The organism is Nitrospira sp. (assembly GCA_030692565.1).
Taxonomy (GTDB): Bacteria; Nitrospirota; Nitrospiria; order Nitrospirales; family Nitrospiraceae; genus Nitrospira_D.
The window spans coordinates 72683-90232 of the sequence record JAUYAO010000031.1 but is presented as its reverse complement, the minus strand read 5'-3'; the positions used below and the strand labels follow the sequence as shown (position 1 = coordinate 90232).

Here is a 17550-nt window from a genome sequence, read left to right as displayed (position 1 = left end):
TTCAGCACGAAGGGAACGGATATGAGAAAGACTGGACAGCCGGGTGTTGAGGCGAAGCGTCTCATCGAGGATGCGGAGCGAGTCGGCGACTGGAAACGATGGGGGCCGTATCTTTCTGAACGGCAGTGGGGAACCGTCAGGGAAGACTATTCAGCCGACGGGACCTGTTGGGACTATCTTCCCCATGACCATGCGCGCAGTCGCGCCTACCGATGGGGAGAAGACGGTTTGCTGGGGATCTGCGACCGGCGCGCTCGCCTCTGTTTCGCGCTCGCTCTCTGGAACGGACGGGACTCGATCCTGAAAGAGCGTCTCTTCGGCCTGTCTGGCCCAGAAGGCAACCACGGGGAAGACGTCAAGGAATGTTACTTCTACCTCGATTCGACGCCGACGCACTCCTATATGAAAGCTCTGTATAAGTATCCGCAGGCCGAGTTTCCCTATGGGCGGCTGGTTGAAGAGAACCGTCACCGCGGGAAGGGCGAGCCAGAATTCGAGTTGGCCGACACGGGAGTGTTCGACGACAACCGGTACTGGGATGTCTTTGCAGAATACGCGAAAGCCTCGTCCGACGACGTCCTGATCCGGCTCACCGTGGCCAATCGCGGGCCGGATCAGGCAACAATCCATCTGTTGCCGACCCTCTGGTTCCGCAACACCTGGGCCTGGGGCCGTTCCGGAGAGGGGTATGGACCGAAGCCGCAGATCGTACGGAGCAACGAAACGGCCTTGCTCGCCGATCACCACGAGTTGGGACGGTATCGATTCGTCGCGGACCCGGTTGCCGGACAGCATGGCCCGGAATTCCTCTTCACTGAGAACGAAACCAATGTGATGCGCCTGTTCGGGGCGGAGCATCCTTTGCCCTACGCCAAGGATGCGTTTCATGAGTATCTCATCCAGGGACGAACTGAGGCCGTCAACCCCGCGGGCGTCGGGACGAAGGTGGCAGGTCTGTATCGTCTCGACGTGCCGGCTGGTCATCAGGCAGTTGTACGGTTGCGGCTGTCGTCCGAGCGTGATGCGCCCAAGTCGCCGTTCGGAAAAAAGTTCGACCGCCTGTTCGACGAGCGGATCCGCGAAGCTGATGAGTTCTATGCCTCCGCGCTCCCGTCGGCCCTGTCCGAAGGAGAGCGGCATGTCGCCCGTCAGGCCTGTGCCGGGCTCCTCTGGACCAAGCAGTTCTATCATTATGCGGTCAAGGATTGGATCGATGGCGACCCTGCTCAGCCGACTCCGCCCGCGAGCCGGCGCACCGGTCGCAACAGCGACTGGAGGCATCTCTACAATCGCGATGTCCTCTCGATGCCGGACAAATGGGAGTTCCCCTGGTATGCCGTCTGGGACTCGGCCTTCCACATGATTCCGTTCGCCCGCATTGATCCGCATTTCGCCAAGTCTCAGCTGCTCCTGTTTCTGCGCGAGTGGTATATGCATCCGAACGGCGAAATTCCCGCGTATGAATTCGCGTTTGGCGATACGAATCCGCCCGTCCATGCCTGGGCCTGCTGGCGCATCTACAAGATGTCGGGGCCACGAGGGACGCGGGATCGCATGTTTCTCGCCCGTGCGTTCCAGAAGCTGCTCATCAATTTCACCTGGTGGGTGAATCGCAAGGACGTTCGCGGCAAGCACCTCTTTTCCGGCGGGTTTCTCGGGCTCGACAACATCGGCGTCTTCGACCGGTCCAAAACCCTTCCCACCGGCGGACATCTCGAGCAGGCGGACGGCACCGCTTGGATGGCCTTTTACTGCTTGACGATGCTGGCGATGGCTCTCGAACTGGCTCAGGAGGATCCGGCCTACGAGGACGTGGCATCGAAGTTTTTCGAGCACTTCGTGTCGATCGCGGATGCGATGAACAATCTCGACGGAACCGGTTTATGGGAGGAAGGTGAGGGGTTCTATTACGATCATCTTCATATCAACGGCGAACCGGTTCCGTTGAAGATCCGGTCCATGGTCGGGCTGCTTCCGCTCATTGCCGTGGAAGTTCTGGAGCGAACCGCGCTCGACCGCCTCCCGGGTTTCACGAAGCGGATGCGCTGGTTTTTAGAGAACCGGCAGGACCTTGCTCAACAAATCTCATACATGGAGTCGGCGAAGGACCTTTCGCACGATCGACTGCTTCTGGCTATCCCATCGCGGAACCGGCTGGAACGGGTGCTGCGCTATGCCCTCGACGAAAGCGAGTTTTTGTCGCCGTACGGGATTCGCTCGCTGTCGCGGGTCCATCTGGAACGTCCGTACGTGTTTCAGGCAGAGGGCAACGAGTATCGAGTGGCCTATGTGCCGGGCGAATCCGATTCCGACCTGTTCGGCGGCAACTCGAACTGGCGAGGTCCGGTCTGGTTTCCGACGAACTATCTCCTCATCGAGGCACTTGAACGGTACCACCATTTCTATGGTGACGAGTTTCAGGTCGAGTATCCGACCGGTTCAGGGCAGAAGAAGTCTTTGGGAGAAATTGCCACGTTGTTGTCCGCGCGCCTCGCGGGCCTCTTCCTCCCGGACGAGCGGGGAGCGAGACCCTGGCAGGGAGACGATCAGCGGTTCGCCGGGGATCCGCACTGGCGTGGCCTTCAACTGTTCCACGAATATTTCGACGGCGACACGGGACGGGGCTGCGGCGCGAGCCACCAGACCGGATGGACGGCGCTGGTGATCCGATGTCTGGAGGATCTGGCTCAAAGCCGCCGGACGCATACGCAGGAGGGAAGGGTTAAGAGAAACGGATGAGGGGCAAGAGCATCCGAAGGATTTGGAGGGCGGAGACTGGTGTCGGGAGTGAGGGATACAGAGGCGGAGCATGTGATGCCGCAGGTCGTGCTCATTATGGGCGTCTCAGGCGCCGGGAAAACGACCGTCGGCCGGTTGCTGGCCGACAAGCTGGGATGGACCTTCCACGACGCGGATGAGTTTCATCCATCGACCAACATCGAAAAGATGAAGCGAGGCGTGCCACTGACCGATGAGGATCGCCGCCCGTGGCTGCAGCAGCTTCGTCAATTGATCGGGGGATGGATTGAAGGACAACGGCCTGTCGTGCTGGCTTGTTCGGCTCTCACGCGTCTGTATCGCGAGGTACTGCTCGAAGGTGTGGCAGACCGGGTCCGGCTGGTCTACCTCAAAGGTAACATCGACCTCCTGACCCGACGGCTGGCCGTCCGGGAAGGCCACTTCATGCATCGAGACCTGGTGGCAGTCAGTTCGATATTCTTGAGGTCCCGGACCGGGCGCTGGTCATCGATGTCGAGGAAAGCCCCGACCGGATCGTGGATCAGATCCGTTCGGAACTGGGTTACAAGGCGGCGAAAAGCCGGTCGTGAATGGCCTGCAGCGAGCGGAACACTCTTGCTTGCGGTTGTGGGCCACAATAATTAATTTAGCTCTTCGCCATCCGCTGTTCGAGACTGGACAGGAGAAAAGACGATGTCGCAAACAAATCACAACCGGGCGGGTGACGCGTTGATCCAACCGATGGTGGAACCGTTCCGGGCATTCATCCATACGGAGTCGGCGGCGGGCATTCTGCTGATGGCCGCGACGCTCATCGCCCTGGTCTGGGCCAACTCGCCGTGGGCGGATGCCTATGCCGCGTTCCGGCGACTGCCGGTGACGTTCGGGGCGGGCGACTTCGTACTCACGGAACCGCTGGTCCTCTGGATCAACGATGGGTTGATGGCGATGTTCTTTTTCGTCGTCGGTTTGGAGATCAAACGAGAGGTGCTGGTCGGTGAACTCTCCTCCCTGCGACAAGCCGCGTTGCCTCTCGCCGCCGCGGTGGGGGGAGCGGTCCTTCCCGCGCTGCTGTATACGGCGTTCAACGGGGGGACGGAAGGGGCCAAGGGCTGGGGCATTCCCATGGCCACGGACATCGCTTTCTCACTCGGGATTCTCTCGTTGCTCGGGAAAGGGGTGCCGCTGGCACTGAAGGTGTTCCTCGTCGCGCTGGCCATCGGCGATGACTTAGGCGCGGTCCTGATCATCGCCTTCTTCTACACCTCGACGATCTCCTGGGTGAGTTTGGAGGTGGGGGGCGGATTCCTGGTTGCCCTGATCGGCGCAAACGTCGTCGGTATTCGCCATCCGCTCGTCTACGGGATGCTGGGGATCGGCGGCTTGTGGCTGGCGTTCTTCCTCTCCGGTGTCCACCCGACGATCGCCGGCGTGCTCGCGGCGTTCACGATTCCGGCGCGAACACGGTTGTCCGGCGAGGAGTTCATCACGCGGAGCCGTGCGCTGCTCGATAGGTTTCAGAAGGCGATGGAGCCGGGCGGCCCTCCGCTTGCCAACAAGACCAGACAGAAAGTGGCCTCCCGTTTGCAACAGGCGGTCCGTGAAGTGGGCACTCCTCTCCAACGTCTGGAGCAGACCCTGCACCCGTGGGTGACGGCTGTGGTTCTGCCTATCTTCGCATTGGCCAACGCCGGCGTCACGCTCGAAGGCGATCCGGTCGTGACATTGGGTCATCCCGTCGCGCTCGGCATCCTGGCCGGCCTGGTCATCGGCAAGCCGGTCGGGGTGATCGTGGCGTCGTGGCTGGCGATTCGTGTCGGATTGGCGACCATGCCGCCGGATCTGACCTGGCGCCACATCATCGGGATCGGATTTCTGGCCGGTATCGGCTTCACGATGTCGCTGTTCATCGAAGGGCTGGCGTTCGGGAAAACGCCGCTCGACGCCCCGGCCAAAGTGGGGATCCTGACCGCCTCGGCGGTGGCGGGGACCATCGGGTGGTGGTTGTTGAGACGGATTCACATGGAGGGAAGACGATGAACGATCAAGAAGTGATTAATCGACCGCTAATCAGGGCCTGGTTGTGGTGGGCGTTGATCTGGTTAACGTTCTTTCCGATCGTCGGGGTGGTGGTGTCGATCAAGTTTCACAATCCGGGATTTCTCGATGGCATCTCCTGGTTGACATTCGGCCGGTTGCGTCCGATCCATGTCAATGGCGTCATCTTCGGATCGTTCTCAACCGTCTTCCTCGGGCTCCTCTACTACATCGTGCCGCGTCTCTGCGGGGTGCGGATGTACAAAGAGGAGTGGGGCTGGTGGCTCCTGTGGCTATGGAACGGGTTTCTGGTTCTCGGCAACGCCTCGTTTCTGTTCGGGTTCAATATGGGACTCGAAGCCGGGGAGTTCGAATGGCCCTTCAATCTGCTCCGGTTCGTTATCCTGGGTTTGATCACCGTGCAGGTGCTTGGCACCGTCTTTCGGCGGACCGAGCGGCGGTTCTATGTCGCGATGTGGTACACGACCGCCGCGTTGATCTGGACGATCATGAACCTGATTCTCGGCAATGTGCTGTTGACCTATGCCGAAGATATTGCGGGGGTCAACAGTGCGGCCATGCACGGGTTGTACATCCACTACATCGTCGGGCTCTGGATCACTCCCGCCGGCCTGGCGCTGGTCTATTACTTCTTACCGCTCAGCGCCAAGAGCTCGTTATATAGTCACAAGCTGTCGTTGCTGGGATTCTGGGGGCTGGCTTTCTTTTATCCGTTTGTCGGCACGCATCACTATCTGTACAGTCCGATTCCGCACTGGACCCAGACGATCTCGATCGTGACCAGCATGCTGCTCATTATTCCGGTTTGGACGGTGGTGGTGAATTTCTTCGGTACGATGCTGGGACGATGGGGCACTGTCGCCGGCGGGGGCGGAGGCGACAACTATGCAGCCAAGTTTCTGATGATGGGAGCGGTCTATTATCTGATCGGCTGTTTCCAGGGCTCGGTCGAGGCGCTGCGTCGGGTTCAGGAGTTGACCCACTTCAATGACTTCGTGATCGCCCATTCCCATCTCACCGTGTTCGGCACCTTCGTCGTGTGGGCGGTAGGCTCCGCCTATTATGTCTGGCCGCGCGTCACAGGCCGGAAGCTCTGGAGCGACAAGCTGGCGAGTTGGCACTTCTGGTTGACCGTCGCCGGCTTCACGGTGATGGTCGTGGGGCTGTCTGCTCAAGGGTTCGTCCAGGGTTCCATGCTCGAGTACGGGGCCAATTTCGTGGATACGGTGAAAGAGATGAAGCCCTGGTGGGTCGCGCGCACACTGGGAGGCGTGGCAATGGACGTGGCGCTGCTCCTGATGGTCATCAATTTCTACAAGACTGCGCGAGAGGGGGAGGCGTTGGAGCCGGAGGTGTTCGAGGCCGCCCGCCCGGCCGATACGCCGATAGAGGTTGTCGCCAAGGGAAGCTGGATCGAAAGCCCCTCCACGGTCTTCCTGGTTGCGGGGTTCGGGTTTTTCTTTCTTGCCGTCGGCGTGCAGGGCGTCACCCCCTGGTTGATGACTGAAACGCGCACGACCACCGTCGAGGACCCCGTCACAAAGTCGGCGATCCAGGTGGCGGACTATACGCCCGAAGAGCTGAAGGGCCGGCAGGTGTATATCCGCGAGGGCTGTTGGTACTGTCATTCGCAATACGTGCGTCCCGTCACCGGAGAGTCGTTCCGCTGGGGGCCGGTGTCGCAGGCCGGCGAATATGCCTATGACCGGCCACACCTGTTCAGCACGCGACGCATCGGTCCGGACCTGACCAGAGTGGGCCGGAAATATGGCGACGATTGGCATGCCGCCCATTTTTGGAACCCGCGGGAAGTCGTGCCGGACTCTATCATGCCGGTGTTCCCCTGGCTGTTCGAACCGGCCAAAGCCGGCGATGCGCCGGAATTGAACGACGACGGCAAGGCCTTGGTGCTGTATGTGCAAAAGCTCGGGACCGGCATCGGCGATTGGCGGGAAGGGTTCGTTGCAACACAGGTTTCGTCCGGCCAGGTGTTGAATGCCAGTCCTCAATCGCAGGACGAGCTGCTGATGCTCGGAAAGTCGGTGTACGAACGCCGCTGTCTCGGGTGCCATGGGGGCAAGGGTGATGGCCTGGGACCGTCCGCACGATTCATGACTCCGCGTCCGAGAGATTTCACGACCGGGATCTTCAAGTTTCGATCGACCTCCGGCAAGGATTCACTGCCGACCGACATCGATCTCTACAGCACCATTACCCACGGACTCTGGGGGACGGCCATGCCGGCCTGGCAGGAAGTTTCAGACCACGAACGGCGGGCCGTGGTGCAGTACATCAAGACATTTTCTGGCCGATGGAGAGACGAGGTCGTCCCGCCGTCGATGACGATCGCGGCGGAGCCTCCGATCTCGATCGTGTCGCTCGAGAAGGGGAAGGCCCTCTTCGGGGCGAACTGCATGCTCTGTCATGGCGCCGAGGGAAAAGGAGATGGGCCGATGGCGCCGATCTTAAAAGATGTGTGGGGGCAACCGTTGAAGCCGGCGAATTTCACGCTGCCGGCCGGTCTGTCCGGAGGCGTGAAGCTCGGGCACGATGGCGAGCATCTGTATAAAACCGTGATAACGGGAATCGGGGGAACGCCCATGCCGGTGTTCTGGGAGCAGCTCAGTCCGGAGGAGATATGGGATATCGTCCACTACGTCCAATCGCTCCGCGTGAAGGCGCACGAGGCGGAGTTGGTTGCGGCCGGCTTGAAGGAGACGGATCGGGAGCAGGCCCGATCGCGCATCTGGGCTGCGCTTTCGCCCGCTGCCAGACGGGGGGAGCTGGACAAGGACGTCGTTCAGCGACAGCCTGACGAACGGCAGACGGCCCGGCCGGCGGCTGAGACCGCCAATGAAGGGCGGCAACCATGAGAGATCGAGACGTGATACAAGCGGACGAGTCGAGTTCCGGTCCATCGGGGCCGGAGCGGCAGGATAGTTCGGATCCTGGACAGCCCTATCTGTACCGGCACGCGGGGATTACAGAGCATGACGGGCGTATTCCGTTTTGGCTGATCCTGGTTGTGGTGGGATTGCTTCTCTGGAGTATTTATTACGCCATTGAATATTGGAGCCCGGGCTGAGATCGATCGAGTCCGGCAGATTGCTGAAGAGGATTCTGACATGCCCACACTATTCATTGCCTTCCTGTTCGCCATTCTGATTGCCGTTTTCGCGCTGCAGAACACCGTGGCCGTCACCGTCCATTTTCTCCTATGGGACTATGATACGTCGCTGGTGCTGATCATTCTTGGTTCCGCCATGTTGGGCGCGCTGCTGACGTTTCTGGCATCGCTCGGTCCCAGATTCACGCGTGCGAAACAAACCAGGCAGCTTGAGGAGACTGTCCGCTCGCAAGGCGAGCGAATTCGTGACTTGGAACGGATCGCCAGAGGATCACACGAGACTTCCCCTCCGGCCCCGTGAATGACATTATGCCGGATATGGTCCGCTCAGAGAGAGGCAATGGTTTGTCGGGCCGCTGGGCTCGTCCACCCAGATTCGGCAAGCCGCTTCCGCAGATCGGGCGAGGTCTGTTGGTCGCTGCCCTGGCTGCGCTCAGTGTCGACTGTGCGCTAACGCAAGAAGTCTCTCGGACACCGAGAAGCGCGATCGAACAGCTATTACTGACGCAGGCTGTGGAACGGTCGCTGGCCGACCTCACCGTGCCGCTGCCGGAAGGCACGACGGTCATGGTGGAGGTCAGCGGGCTGCAGACCGACCGGGCACATATGCATGTGAGTGAAGAGGACGCCAGCTTCGCGGTGATCGATTCCCCCTCGTGGGATTTGGCCTATGTGCGGGACGCCGCTTCCGCGCGGCTGGGAGAATTGGGGTATTCCATCAAGAAAACGGAAGACGACGCGCCGTATCTCGTCCGCGTCAAGGTGGAATCCATGGGCACGAATCAGGGGAAAACTTTTTTCGGCCTTCCGCCCATCCAAAGCGTCATCATTCCCTTCGCACTCCCGCAGATCACGATCTACCAGGAACAAGATCAACTGGCGCATGTGCGGGTGCATCTGGATGTCTACGAGAACCATTCGGGGCGGTTCGTACGTGCTACGCCGAAGTACACCGGCTCGGCGTATTACAACCAGTACGTCGTGTTCTTTTTCTTCTCGTTTCGTTCGACGGACCTGATCGATCCCCCTTAGCCGACATGCCCGCTGAGATATCTTGCATGGCGCAGAATCCTTGCCGGCACCCCCGCTACTTGGAGACACGACTGATTCCACTCATGACGGCACGATCTATTCACGGGACCTCATTGAGAATTCTTTTGCCCCGGTTTTCTGTACTGGCGGCAGGATGGCTTACCGTGACGGTTCTGTTTTCGCCCTGCTGGGCCGACGAGGTGCACTTGCGCAATGGTGACCGCCTGACCGGCACGATCGTCAGGATGGAGGAAGAGATCCTTATCTTAAGTACGGCGCACAGCGGCGAAGTCAAAATTCGATGGCCGGAAATTCAGAGTCTCTCGGCCGACAAACCGCTCACGATCCAGTTGCATGACAAGGTCGAAGAAACGGGCTGGACTGAGTGGCTCTACACACACCATACGACCGTCGAAGCCGGCCGAATCGGGGTCGATGGCCCGTTCGCTCTCGATGCCGTAAAGGCGATCAATCCCCCGCCGCCGATCCGCTACCATGGAACGCTGAACGTGGGAGGCAATCGCACCCAGGGGAACACCGAAACACAAGCCGTCAATGCCTCCACCCGATGGACGGTTCGTTCGGATCGGCATCGCATGCTGGCTGAAGGCAAGTACAACTACGGAGAGGTGGGAAGCCGGGTCACGGTGCGCAATTCCCTCGCCTCTCTGAAATACGACTTTTTCCTGAGCAAGAAGCTCTTCGCCAGCGCCGAAGGCCTGATGGAAAAGGACACCTTTCAAAACCTGTCGTTCCGAAGCACCATCGGCGCCGGACTCGGGTATCAGTTCATCGACACGCAGCGGGTGTCGATCTCGGTCGTGACAGGCCTGGCGCATGTGAGCGAGCACTATACGAATGCGCCTTCGATAAAAACCCCGTCGGCCCGCTGGTCCTTGCGCACCGAGTTTTTGCTGATTCCGGACCGGGTGAAACTGTTCCACAAGCACGAGGGGTTTCTCGACTTCGATCAACGGTCGGCGTTGCGCATCTTTGCCGACCAGGGGCTTCGCGTCACGCTGTTCAATAATCTGTTTTTCAACGTGGAGTATGACATCCGTTACAACGACGCTCCTGCGCCGGGAAGAAAGCGGACCGACGAGGCCGTCATCTTCGGAGTCGGATTTGAATTCAAGAGTTAGCGGGAGTCTTAGGGTGCAATCGACAGGAAGGACCGGCCTCGTTAAGCGCGAACGGATGCCCGTCAGCGGAGCCGCAACCGCAGGGGCTTGTCCCTGTCCGGCTATCACCTCAACGGGCGCTCGCTCCATGACCCCTGTTGTCATGGCATTGTGTGCGGCCACGCTGGGCGCAATTGTAATTGCAGCGGACCCGGTCGAGGCGGACATCTACGGTCCTGAACAGTCCCAAACGGATTGTGCCCGTCCGATCCTGTTCATGAATACAGACGGCCGGTGGTTGACGCGTTTCTCTCCGGAACCGGCGATGCCGCGACAGGGTTTCGGACGGGCGGACTTTCGTGTGTGGTCGTATCCGGCCAGCGAGGTCGAAACGATTGAACGGGTCTCGGGAGAAGAAAAGGGGCCCCGGATTCCGGAGCCGATGGTGTTCGACCTGGTACGGCCGTTGGGGGAAAAACGCGGCGCCGGTGAGATCAACGTTCTTGGCCTGGTCCCTCTGAGGCGAACGAGCAAGACGGTCGACCATGCGCCGGACCCGCTGGGCCTCGCGAGGCGCAGCTCCGATAGGCAGGGGATGGAATGGGCGCCTGAAATCGAGTATACGGTGGCCGATGGGATCTCGATCGAGTTTGAGGCGCCGATGGAGAATGCGTCGCTTGAAGCATACAAAGCGGCCGGACAACTCACGTTCGGCACCGGATTCGACCATCGATTCATTCACGGCGCCCAGGTCATTGCTCAGTACGACCGCGATCCCGGCCTGTGGACGACGTCCTGGCTGTATCTGGCCGGATACCGGTTCGACCAGACTTGGAGCCTGTTCGCCATGGTCGGGCCCCGCTTTGAACATGGAGGTCAGATCGGCGGACGCAATACGGAGATGTTGGCCAACGTGACGCTCTTTGCCGATGTATCGGACCGGCTGGTGGCCGGCATCGAAGTCAACCACGCGCAGGTCATAAACGGCCACACGACGTTTCTCGTGATGCCGCAGGTGCATTACGAACTCGGCAGGCATTGGATGATACAAGCCGGTGTCGGCGCGCGATTCACGCAGGATCTGGCAATTCCGCAGATCGGGTTCCGCATGATCAGGGAATTTTGACAACGCGGCAGGTTGTTTTACCCCTAACCTACTTGATGAAGGAGCCCATATGGATACAGGGACACTGCAGGAACTCACGCCCTGGCTGATTTCGATGGGAGCGACCATCGGCAAGGCCGGCGCCAAGATCGCATTGATCGTCGTCCTGGGGCTTGTCGCGATGCGGTTTCTCCGGCTGGGCATTCGACACCTGGAATCTCTGGTAGCCAGAACCGGTATGCCGGGGGACGTGGACTCCGACACCAGCCGGAAACGGGCTGCGACGCTGACGGGGATTCTCCGCACCATTGTGATCAGCCTCATCTGGGCCGTGATTATCGTCGAAGTGCTGGACCAGATCGGACTGGATATCCGACCGATCCTGGCGGGGGCCGGGATTCTCGGCCTAGCCGTGGGCTTTGGGGCGCAGAATCTCGTCCGGGATTTGATCAGCGGCTTCTTCATCATTCTGGAGGATCAAATCAGGCTGGGTGATGTGGCCGTCATCAACGGCACCGGCGGCCTGGTCGAATCGATCACGTTCCGCACGATCACGTTGCGCGACTTTTCAGGAGTGGTGCATGTCTTCCCGAACGGCACGATCACGACGCTCTCGAACATGACGAAGGAATGGTCGGCGTTCGTACTGAACATGGGCGTGGCTTACAAAGAGGATACGGATCGGGTCGCCGACGTCATGCGCCAGGTCGGCGAAGAGCTACGGGAAGACCCTGCCTTTCGCGATAAGTTCGTCGCCCCCATCGAAATCATCGGCGTAGACGATTTTTCCGATTCAGCCGTCGTCATTCGTATTCGGATCAAGACCAGGCCGTTGGAACAATGGAATGTGGGACGCGAATACCGCCGGCGACTGAAGAGGGCCTTTGACGGGCAGGGGATCGAGATTCCGTTCCCGCATCGAACCTGGTATATGGGGGAAGCCAGCGCCCCCTTCAAAGTCGAGGTCGTCGCCGGAGCAAGTATAGCGAAATCCTAGCCTGGCGCCTCAGCTGAGCCTCTCTGTCGCACAGATGCCATGGGATGCGGTCCATGGAGAGAATTCGGATGATGCGGCCCAGGCGATGTCTCCGTATCGCCTGAGCGGCTGAAGGAACAGTTACCCCTGTCAAAGGCGAGCGTCGCTCACCAGAGAGGGTTCGCCGAAGGAGAGATGCCGTGCCGTTAATTCATACGCTGACTATTCTGATCTGCCTGGCCGCGTTGTTCAGTTACGTCAACCATCGGCTGTTGAAGCTGCCGATTACCATCGGGCTGATGGCGGTGGCGCTGGTCTTTTCGCTCGTGTTGCTCGTACTGGGCAAGCTGGGGTTTGGAGTCGAAGCGGAAGCCCAACGGTTCATCGGCGCCATCGATTTCAACGAGGCGCTCATGCACGGTATGCTGGGGTTTCTGTTGTTCGCCGGGGCGCTCCACGTAAAACTGGACGAATTGCTGGACCTCAAGTGGGTAATTGGCACGCTGGCGGTCGTCGGGACGATCCTCTCGAGTCTCATCACCGGCTTGCTGGGGTATTGGCTCTTTGATTTTGTCGGGCTGCCACTGCCCTTTCTCTATTGTCTGCTGTTCGGCGCGCTGATTTCGCCGACCGATCCGATTGCCGTCATGGGTGTGTTGCGGCAGGCGCGTCTTCCGAAGGCCCTCGAAATGAAGATCGTCGGCGAATCGCTCTTCAACGACGGAGTCGGCGTCGTGATTTTCCTGGTGGTCCTCAACCTCTTACCGAAACCCTCGGTGAGCGTGACCGACATCTTTGCGCTCTTTGCGGAAGAGGCCCTCGGGGGTGCGGCGCTGGGATTGGCCCTCGGCTACGTCGCCTATCGTATGCTCCGGTCAGTGGATAATTATCAGGTCGAGATCTTGATTACTCTGGCGTTGGTGATGGGGAGTTTCGCCCTCGCGGACCTTCTCCATACGTCCGGACCGATCGCCGTGGTCGTGGCGGGTTTGCTGATTGGAAACCATGGCCGGCAATGGGCGATGTCCGACACCACACGAGAGCACCTCGACAATTTTTGGGAATTGCTCGATGAATTGTTGAACGCCGTGCTGTTCGTGCTGATCGGATTGGAAGTGCTGGTGCTGAGCTTTCAGCGGCCATATCTTTTGGCTGGCCTGGTCGCCATTCCGCTGGTGCTCGCGGCGCGCTGGTTGAGCGTCTTCGTGCAAGTGAAAGCCTTCAGCTTCGCCCGGGAGTTTAGCGAGCGGACCGTTACGATTCTAACATGGGGCGGGCTCCGCGGCGGGATTTCCGTGGCGTTAGCCTTGTCCCTGCCGGTCGGCCAGGAGCGCGACGCGCTGATCACGATTACCTATGCGGTGGTGGTCTTTTCGATTTTGGTTCAAGGGCTGACGATCAATCGAGTGCTTTCTATGGGAGGGAGCCAAGAGAATAGGTTGACACGGAAATGACCGGGGCATCAGTGGTCATTTATCTAACGACCACACGACCGAGAAGAGCAGAAGGTGCTGCTCCCGGGCCAAGCCGATGACGCCTGGCGAGATCTCCCCGCGTTTGAAAAACCCGCCGCCGGCGCCCGAGGATTCATCGTAGCGATGTTCCAGTCTTAGAAGAGCCGTCTGCCAGGGGTGGGTCCATTTGTATTCCAGGGTGGTCGTCATGGCTTTTAATAGTTGCTCGGATCCGGAAATCCGACCATTGCGGTCCCAATAGAGTTCCGGGCGTACAGCCACACTCCAGGGGCCGCTGATGTTCCAGTGCGCATACACTGCCGCCGCTGTCCAGAAGGTCCGGGGTTGGCCCGGCAGTTCCGCGGCGTTCTCCGTGCCGATGTCGTAGGCCGCGGCAAGGATGAGCGGCCCGTCTCTCCACTCCACGATGCTGTCGGAAAAGAATCGCCAGAATTCGATGGCCGTGTTCGACTGGTCCGGGCCGTAGTACAGGTTTTCCGTGACGGTCAGGCGGGCAGCAGGTTTCCAGACCACTTGTGTGCCGTAGCTAGGTTGGTCGTTCTGATGGGACAGATAGCTGTAGCCGTTGATCACATAGAGGCCGAGTTGCAGGGTGTCACTCAGTGGGTACTGCGCGCCGAGACCGAACATGAAGTAGGGCGCGTTGTCGGCCATGTAGGTGCGGGTGTAGTTCAGGTTGTTTTTCGCATAGATCGACTGGTACCCGATGAAGCTGTTGAAGAGTCCTGCGGTGAGGGTCAGGCCGTGGCCGACGGAGGCCAAGTACGATACATTCGCCCGGGAAATGTGGCGCAGCGTGTCCGCTCCACCGACGGGCTTTCCCCTGCCGGGATTCGGATCCGGTACCAATGCATTGGTGTCATAGCCTGCTTGCAGGCCAAGTTCCATGCCCCAGCGTGATGTTTCGGAGACGTCTTTGCGAACGTATCCCTGCACCATATTGGGAGCCAGTTCATTGACGCGTGGAGTGGTACTCTTGCTCCGCCAACGGTGGTTGTCAGGAAAGTTGAAGTCGAGCGCGTAGCTCAGATCAACCGTCGCGCCATAGTGCCAATCGGACGACCAGACGGAAGATTCCTCGCCGAAGGCTAGACCTAGGCTGATTACAGGGAGGAGCAGGGCAAGCCAGAACGATCCAATCCATCGCAGGCCTTGGCAATGGGTTGTCGTGCGTCCGAACGCGATCAAGCCTGGCGACCTTGTGGGGGGGCGACCAGCTGAACTTTGATCTCAGGGGTTTCGACGAGATGGAAGGTGGCGGAGGCGAGCGCCACGCGACCGTTGGTCTGGTCCACTTCTTCCAGAATGCGGGTGAACAGCCGATCCTTGGTGATCCGCCGCTTCTTGTAGTCCACGACATAGCGAAGCGTGAACTCCATCCAATTATCGTTGGCGACGAGGAAGACGCGGGGATCGATCTCGGCTGAATCCACTCGGTACTGTTGAATCAGCTCCGTCCAGCTCGCCTTGGCTTGTGTGGAATATTCTCCGGTGATCTCGACCAGGATCCGTTGAAAGATCTCACGGGAGAAGCGGTAGTCGCTGCCGTATTTCACCGGGACCGTGATTTCATCCCACAAGAAGGGAAAGTCGCCGGAATAGTTGAACACCGGCTCTTTGAAGACAAAACTGTTGGCAATTTTCACAATACGCCCGTTGTAGAGGTCGGCATTCACCCACTGGCCGATCTCCATCATCGTCGTCCGTAACATGCCGATGTCGATCACGTCCCCTTTAATGCCGCCGAGCTGAACCCGGTCGCCTGTGTTGTAGAAGTTGCCGAATGAGATGGCCACCCATCCGGCGAGGCTGGCGATGACTTCCTGCAAGGCGAAGGCGATTCCGGCACCGGCGACGCCAAAGGCCACGGCCATTCTCCCAAGGCTATCACTGAAAATCAGAGAGATGGCAATCAGCCCCGTGAAGTATCCAAGAAACGTCACCATCTTCTTGGCACGGTACAGATTGCCTGGTTCCTGCACGTAGCGATTCAGCACTCTCCGGGATATCCGCACCAGTGCCATGACCAGGAGGATCGCGACCGTGGTAGAGACCAGCTTGCCGACCGTCGGATCGAACAACCAGCTTTCAATGAACCGCTGGAGAGAGGTTGTCATGGTTTCGGCCCTCCCTTGGGGCTTTCTGGATCTGGACCGGCGCGAAACAAGTTGCCCAGCGGACCCAAGCGGAACGACGGAGCCTGGTAGGTTTTGGGCAGGTACTGGTCTGGAATCGTGGTCTGGTTGCCGTCACGGATCTGAGCATAGTGTGGCGACATGATTTCGACACCCGCTTCATTAAACTGATCTTGAATGTGCCGGTGCAGTTCCGCGTAGATCGTCGCCATCAGATTGGCTTGATCGGTATAAGCGTTAATTTCATAGGTCACATAGAAATCGTCCAGGCTGGTTTGCAGCACGAAGGGTTCCGGGCTTGCGAGGATATGCGTCGTCGCCCGCGCGGCTGAGATCAGCAGGGCATGGACTGTTCGCCAGGGGGCGTCGTAGCCGATGGTCACCCTGGTATGGAGAATGAGACCCTGCTCTTTGGCCACGGAACTAAAATTGATGAGATGGCTTCCGAGGACCATGGCATTGGGAATTGTAACGTCCACGTTTTTGATCGTCCGGACGCGCGTGACGAGGAGTGTTTTCTCCATGACATCTCCCATGGTATCGGCAATCTTGACGCGATCGCCGACGCGGAACGGGCGCATGTAGGTGAGGACCACCCCGGCAACGACGTTGCCGATGGCAGCGGCCGATCCCAACGAGATGAGGAGACCCAAGAAGACGGAGATGCCGCGAAACCCTTCGGACTGTGATCCGGGAATGTAGGGAAAACAGGCGATGGCGGCGAACACGATCACCAGGAACCGGACGATCTTATAGGTCGGTTCGGCCCACTCCCGGTGAAACCCCGTGAGTGTGATGGCTCCTCGCTCGATCCCGACAAATAACAACGAAATCATTTTGAGGATGTACCGGGTGACGACGATGATGACCGCGATCGACACGACATTGGGGATATAGGTCGCAAAGGCCTGGCCAATGGCCTGCAAGGTGGAGACAACAGCCCCGAAGAGCGCGGCTGAGATGCCTCGGGTCCACGGGAAGATGCCCAGAACGGTCGTGAGATACACGTAAAACAGGACCAAGACCGCCACAATGCGGATAGTCTTGGCTAGCGCTGTGAGTGCCGTCGCAATCTGATCAGCCGACAGCAATTCAACGCGCTGGATCCTGATCGGGCGGATGATGGTCCCGCGCCAGGCCTCGATTTTGGCGTAGATTTTTGGAAATGTTTTGTGGAATAGGACCAGAAGGACGATGAGAATGGCGGTGTCCAGCAGCGCCCAGGCGGCGTCGATGATGAGGGCGCGTATGGAGAACTGTTCGTGGGATTGTGAGAGCGCCGTTTGGATCTTCTGTGCGTAGTCTCTTGCGAGATCCTGCCGGCTCTTGCCGGTGGGCTGGGCATCGCGGTCGGTGATGGTCATCACCACCATTTCGCCATGCACGAGCTCGCTCGTGAGTTCTTGATCCGTGGCTGTGACGGAGTGCACGCTGGTGAAGGGATCTTTGGCGAGGCGAGTCAACCGGTCTGTGATGGCCTGAGCCCGTTCCTGCGGGGTGAAGGGGCCCAGCTTGTCGTAGATCAAAAAAAGCGTATCCTCTCCCAACACCACCGGCGCGCCAATAGGCTGAGGGAGCGGAGCCTGGCTCAATGTGGGGGCGGCCGTTTCGGCGTGCAGGCTGTGCCACCCGGAGCAGGGGAAGATGAGCCAACAGAATACGGCGATCGTCCAGAAGTAGGGTCTCCGGTTGAGCAAGCTCACACCCTCTTTCTTCGAGTTCGTCATTGCTGAGTCCTCCAGCGAGATCCAGTCGATTTGGAAGGAATTGTGGCACACTCAA

14 protein-coding genes are annotated in these 17550 nt (G+C 59.4%); 11 read left to right on the top strand and 3 right to left on the bottom strand.

Going from position 1 to position 17550, the window contains the following annotated elements; translation table 11 throughout:
• The first annotated feature begins 21 nt into the window (after positions 1 to 21).
• The 11 genes from Q8N04_07890 (at position 22) to Q8N04_07840 (ending at position 13612) form a co-directional block, all read left to right on the top strand.
• Positions 22 to 2739, top strand: a complete 2718-nt coding sequence (locus Q8N04_07890; protein ID MDP3090581.1) for a glucosidase — start codon at positions 22 to 24, stop codon at positions 2737 to 2739.
• Between the two features lie 75 nt (positions 2740 to 2814).
• Complete coding sequence (locus tag Q8N04_07885) at positions 2815 to 3384, top strand: gluconokinase, GntK/IdnK-type (GenBank protein MDP3090580.1); 570 nt, start codon at positions 2815 to 2817, stop codon at positions 3382 to 3384.
• Positions 3385 to 3432: 48 nt separating this feature from the next.
• Complete coding sequence (gene nhaA / locus Q8N04_07880) at positions 3433 to 4779, top strand: Na+/H+ antiporter NhaA (GenBank protein MDP3090579.1); 1347 nt, start codon at positions 3433 to 3435, stop codon at positions 4777 to 4779.
• Positions 4776 to 7670: a cbb3-type cytochrome c oxidase subunit I gene (locus Q8N04_07875; GenBank protein ID MDP3090578.1), complete on the top strand. Its 2895-nt coding sequence runs from the start codon at positions 4776 to 4778 to the stop codon at positions 7668 to 7670. Before nhaA ends, Q8N04_07875 begins: the two co-directional genes overlap by 4 nt.
• Positions 7667 to 7882: a hypothetical protein gene (locus Q8N04_07870; protein ID MDP3090577.1), complete on the top strand. Its 216-nt coding sequence runs from the start codon at positions 7667 to 7669 to the stop codon at positions 7880 to 7882. Before Q8N04_07875 ends, Q8N04_07870 begins: the two co-directional genes overlap by 4 nt.
• Positions 7883 to 7922: 40 nt before the next feature.
• Positions 7923 to 8225 (top strand): lipopolysaccharide assembly protein LapA domain-containing protein, encoded by a 303-nt coding sequence (locus Q8N04_07865; GenBank protein ID MDP3090576.1) that lies wholly within the window; start codon positions 7923 to 7925, stop codon positions 8223 to 8225.
• Between the two features lie 8 nt (positions 8226 to 8233).
• Positions 8234 to 8956 (top strand): hypothetical protein, encoded by a 723-nt coding sequence (locus tag Q8N04_07860; protein ID MDP3090575.1) that lies wholly within the window; start codon positions 8234 to 8236, stop codon positions 8954 to 8956.
• A 164-nt stretch (positions 8957 to 9120) separates the two neighbouring features.
• On the top strand, positions 9121 to 10098 hold the full coding sequence (locus Q8N04_07855; GenBank protein MDP3090574.1) for a DUF481 domain-containing protein: 978 nt from the start codon (positions 9121 to 9123) through the stop codon (positions 10096 to 10098).
• Between the two features lie 142 nt (positions 10099 to 10240).
• Entirely contained in the window at positions 10241 to 11203 is a 963-nt protein-coding gene (locus Q8N04_07850; protein MDP3090573.1) for a hypothetical protein, read from the top strand.
• Positions 11204 to 11252: 49 nt separating this feature from the next.
• Positions 11253 to 12179 (top strand): mechanosensitive ion channel family protein, encoded by a 927-nt coding sequence (locus Q8N04_07845; protein MDP3090572.1) that lies wholly within the window; start codon positions 11253 to 11255, stop codon positions 12177 to 12179.
• Between the two features lie 179 nt (positions 12180 to 12358).
• Positions 12359 to 13612, top strand: a complete 1254-nt coding sequence (locus Q8N04_07840) for a sodium:proton antiporter (protein MDP3090571.1) — start codon at positions 12359 to 12361, stop codon at positions 13610 to 13612.
• 15 nt (positions 13613 to 13627) lie between these two features.
• Here Q8N04_07840 and Q8N04_07835 read toward each other — a convergent pair whose 3' ends face one another.
• The 3 genes from Q8N04_07835 to Q8N04_07825 are packed head-to-tail and all read right to left on the bottom strand — an operon-like array spanning position 13628 to position 17495.
• Positions 13628 to 14821 (bottom strand): outer membrane beta-barrel protein, encoded by a 1194-nt coding sequence (locus Q8N04_07835; protein MDP3090570.1) that lies wholly within the window; start codon positions 14819 to 14821, stop codon positions 13628 to 13630.
• The gene (locus Q8N04_07830; GenBank protein MDP3090569.1) at positions 14818 to 15750 is read right to left on the bottom strand and encodes a mechanosensitive ion channel; all 933 of its coding nucleotides are present in this window, start codon (positions 15748 to 15750) and stop codon (positions 14818 to 14820) included. The genes Q8N04_07835 and Q8N04_07830 overlap by 4 nt, the downstream gene beginning before the upstream one ends.
• Positions 15747 to 17495 (bottom strand): mechanosensitive ion channel family protein, encoded by a 1749-nt coding sequence (locus Q8N04_07825; GenBank protein MDP3090568.1) that lies wholly within the window; start codon positions 17493 to 17495, stop codon positions 15747 to 15749. The genes Q8N04_07830 and Q8N04_07825 overlap by 4 nt, the downstream gene beginning before the upstream one ends.
• Positions 17496 to 17550 lie beyond the last annotated feature (55 nt).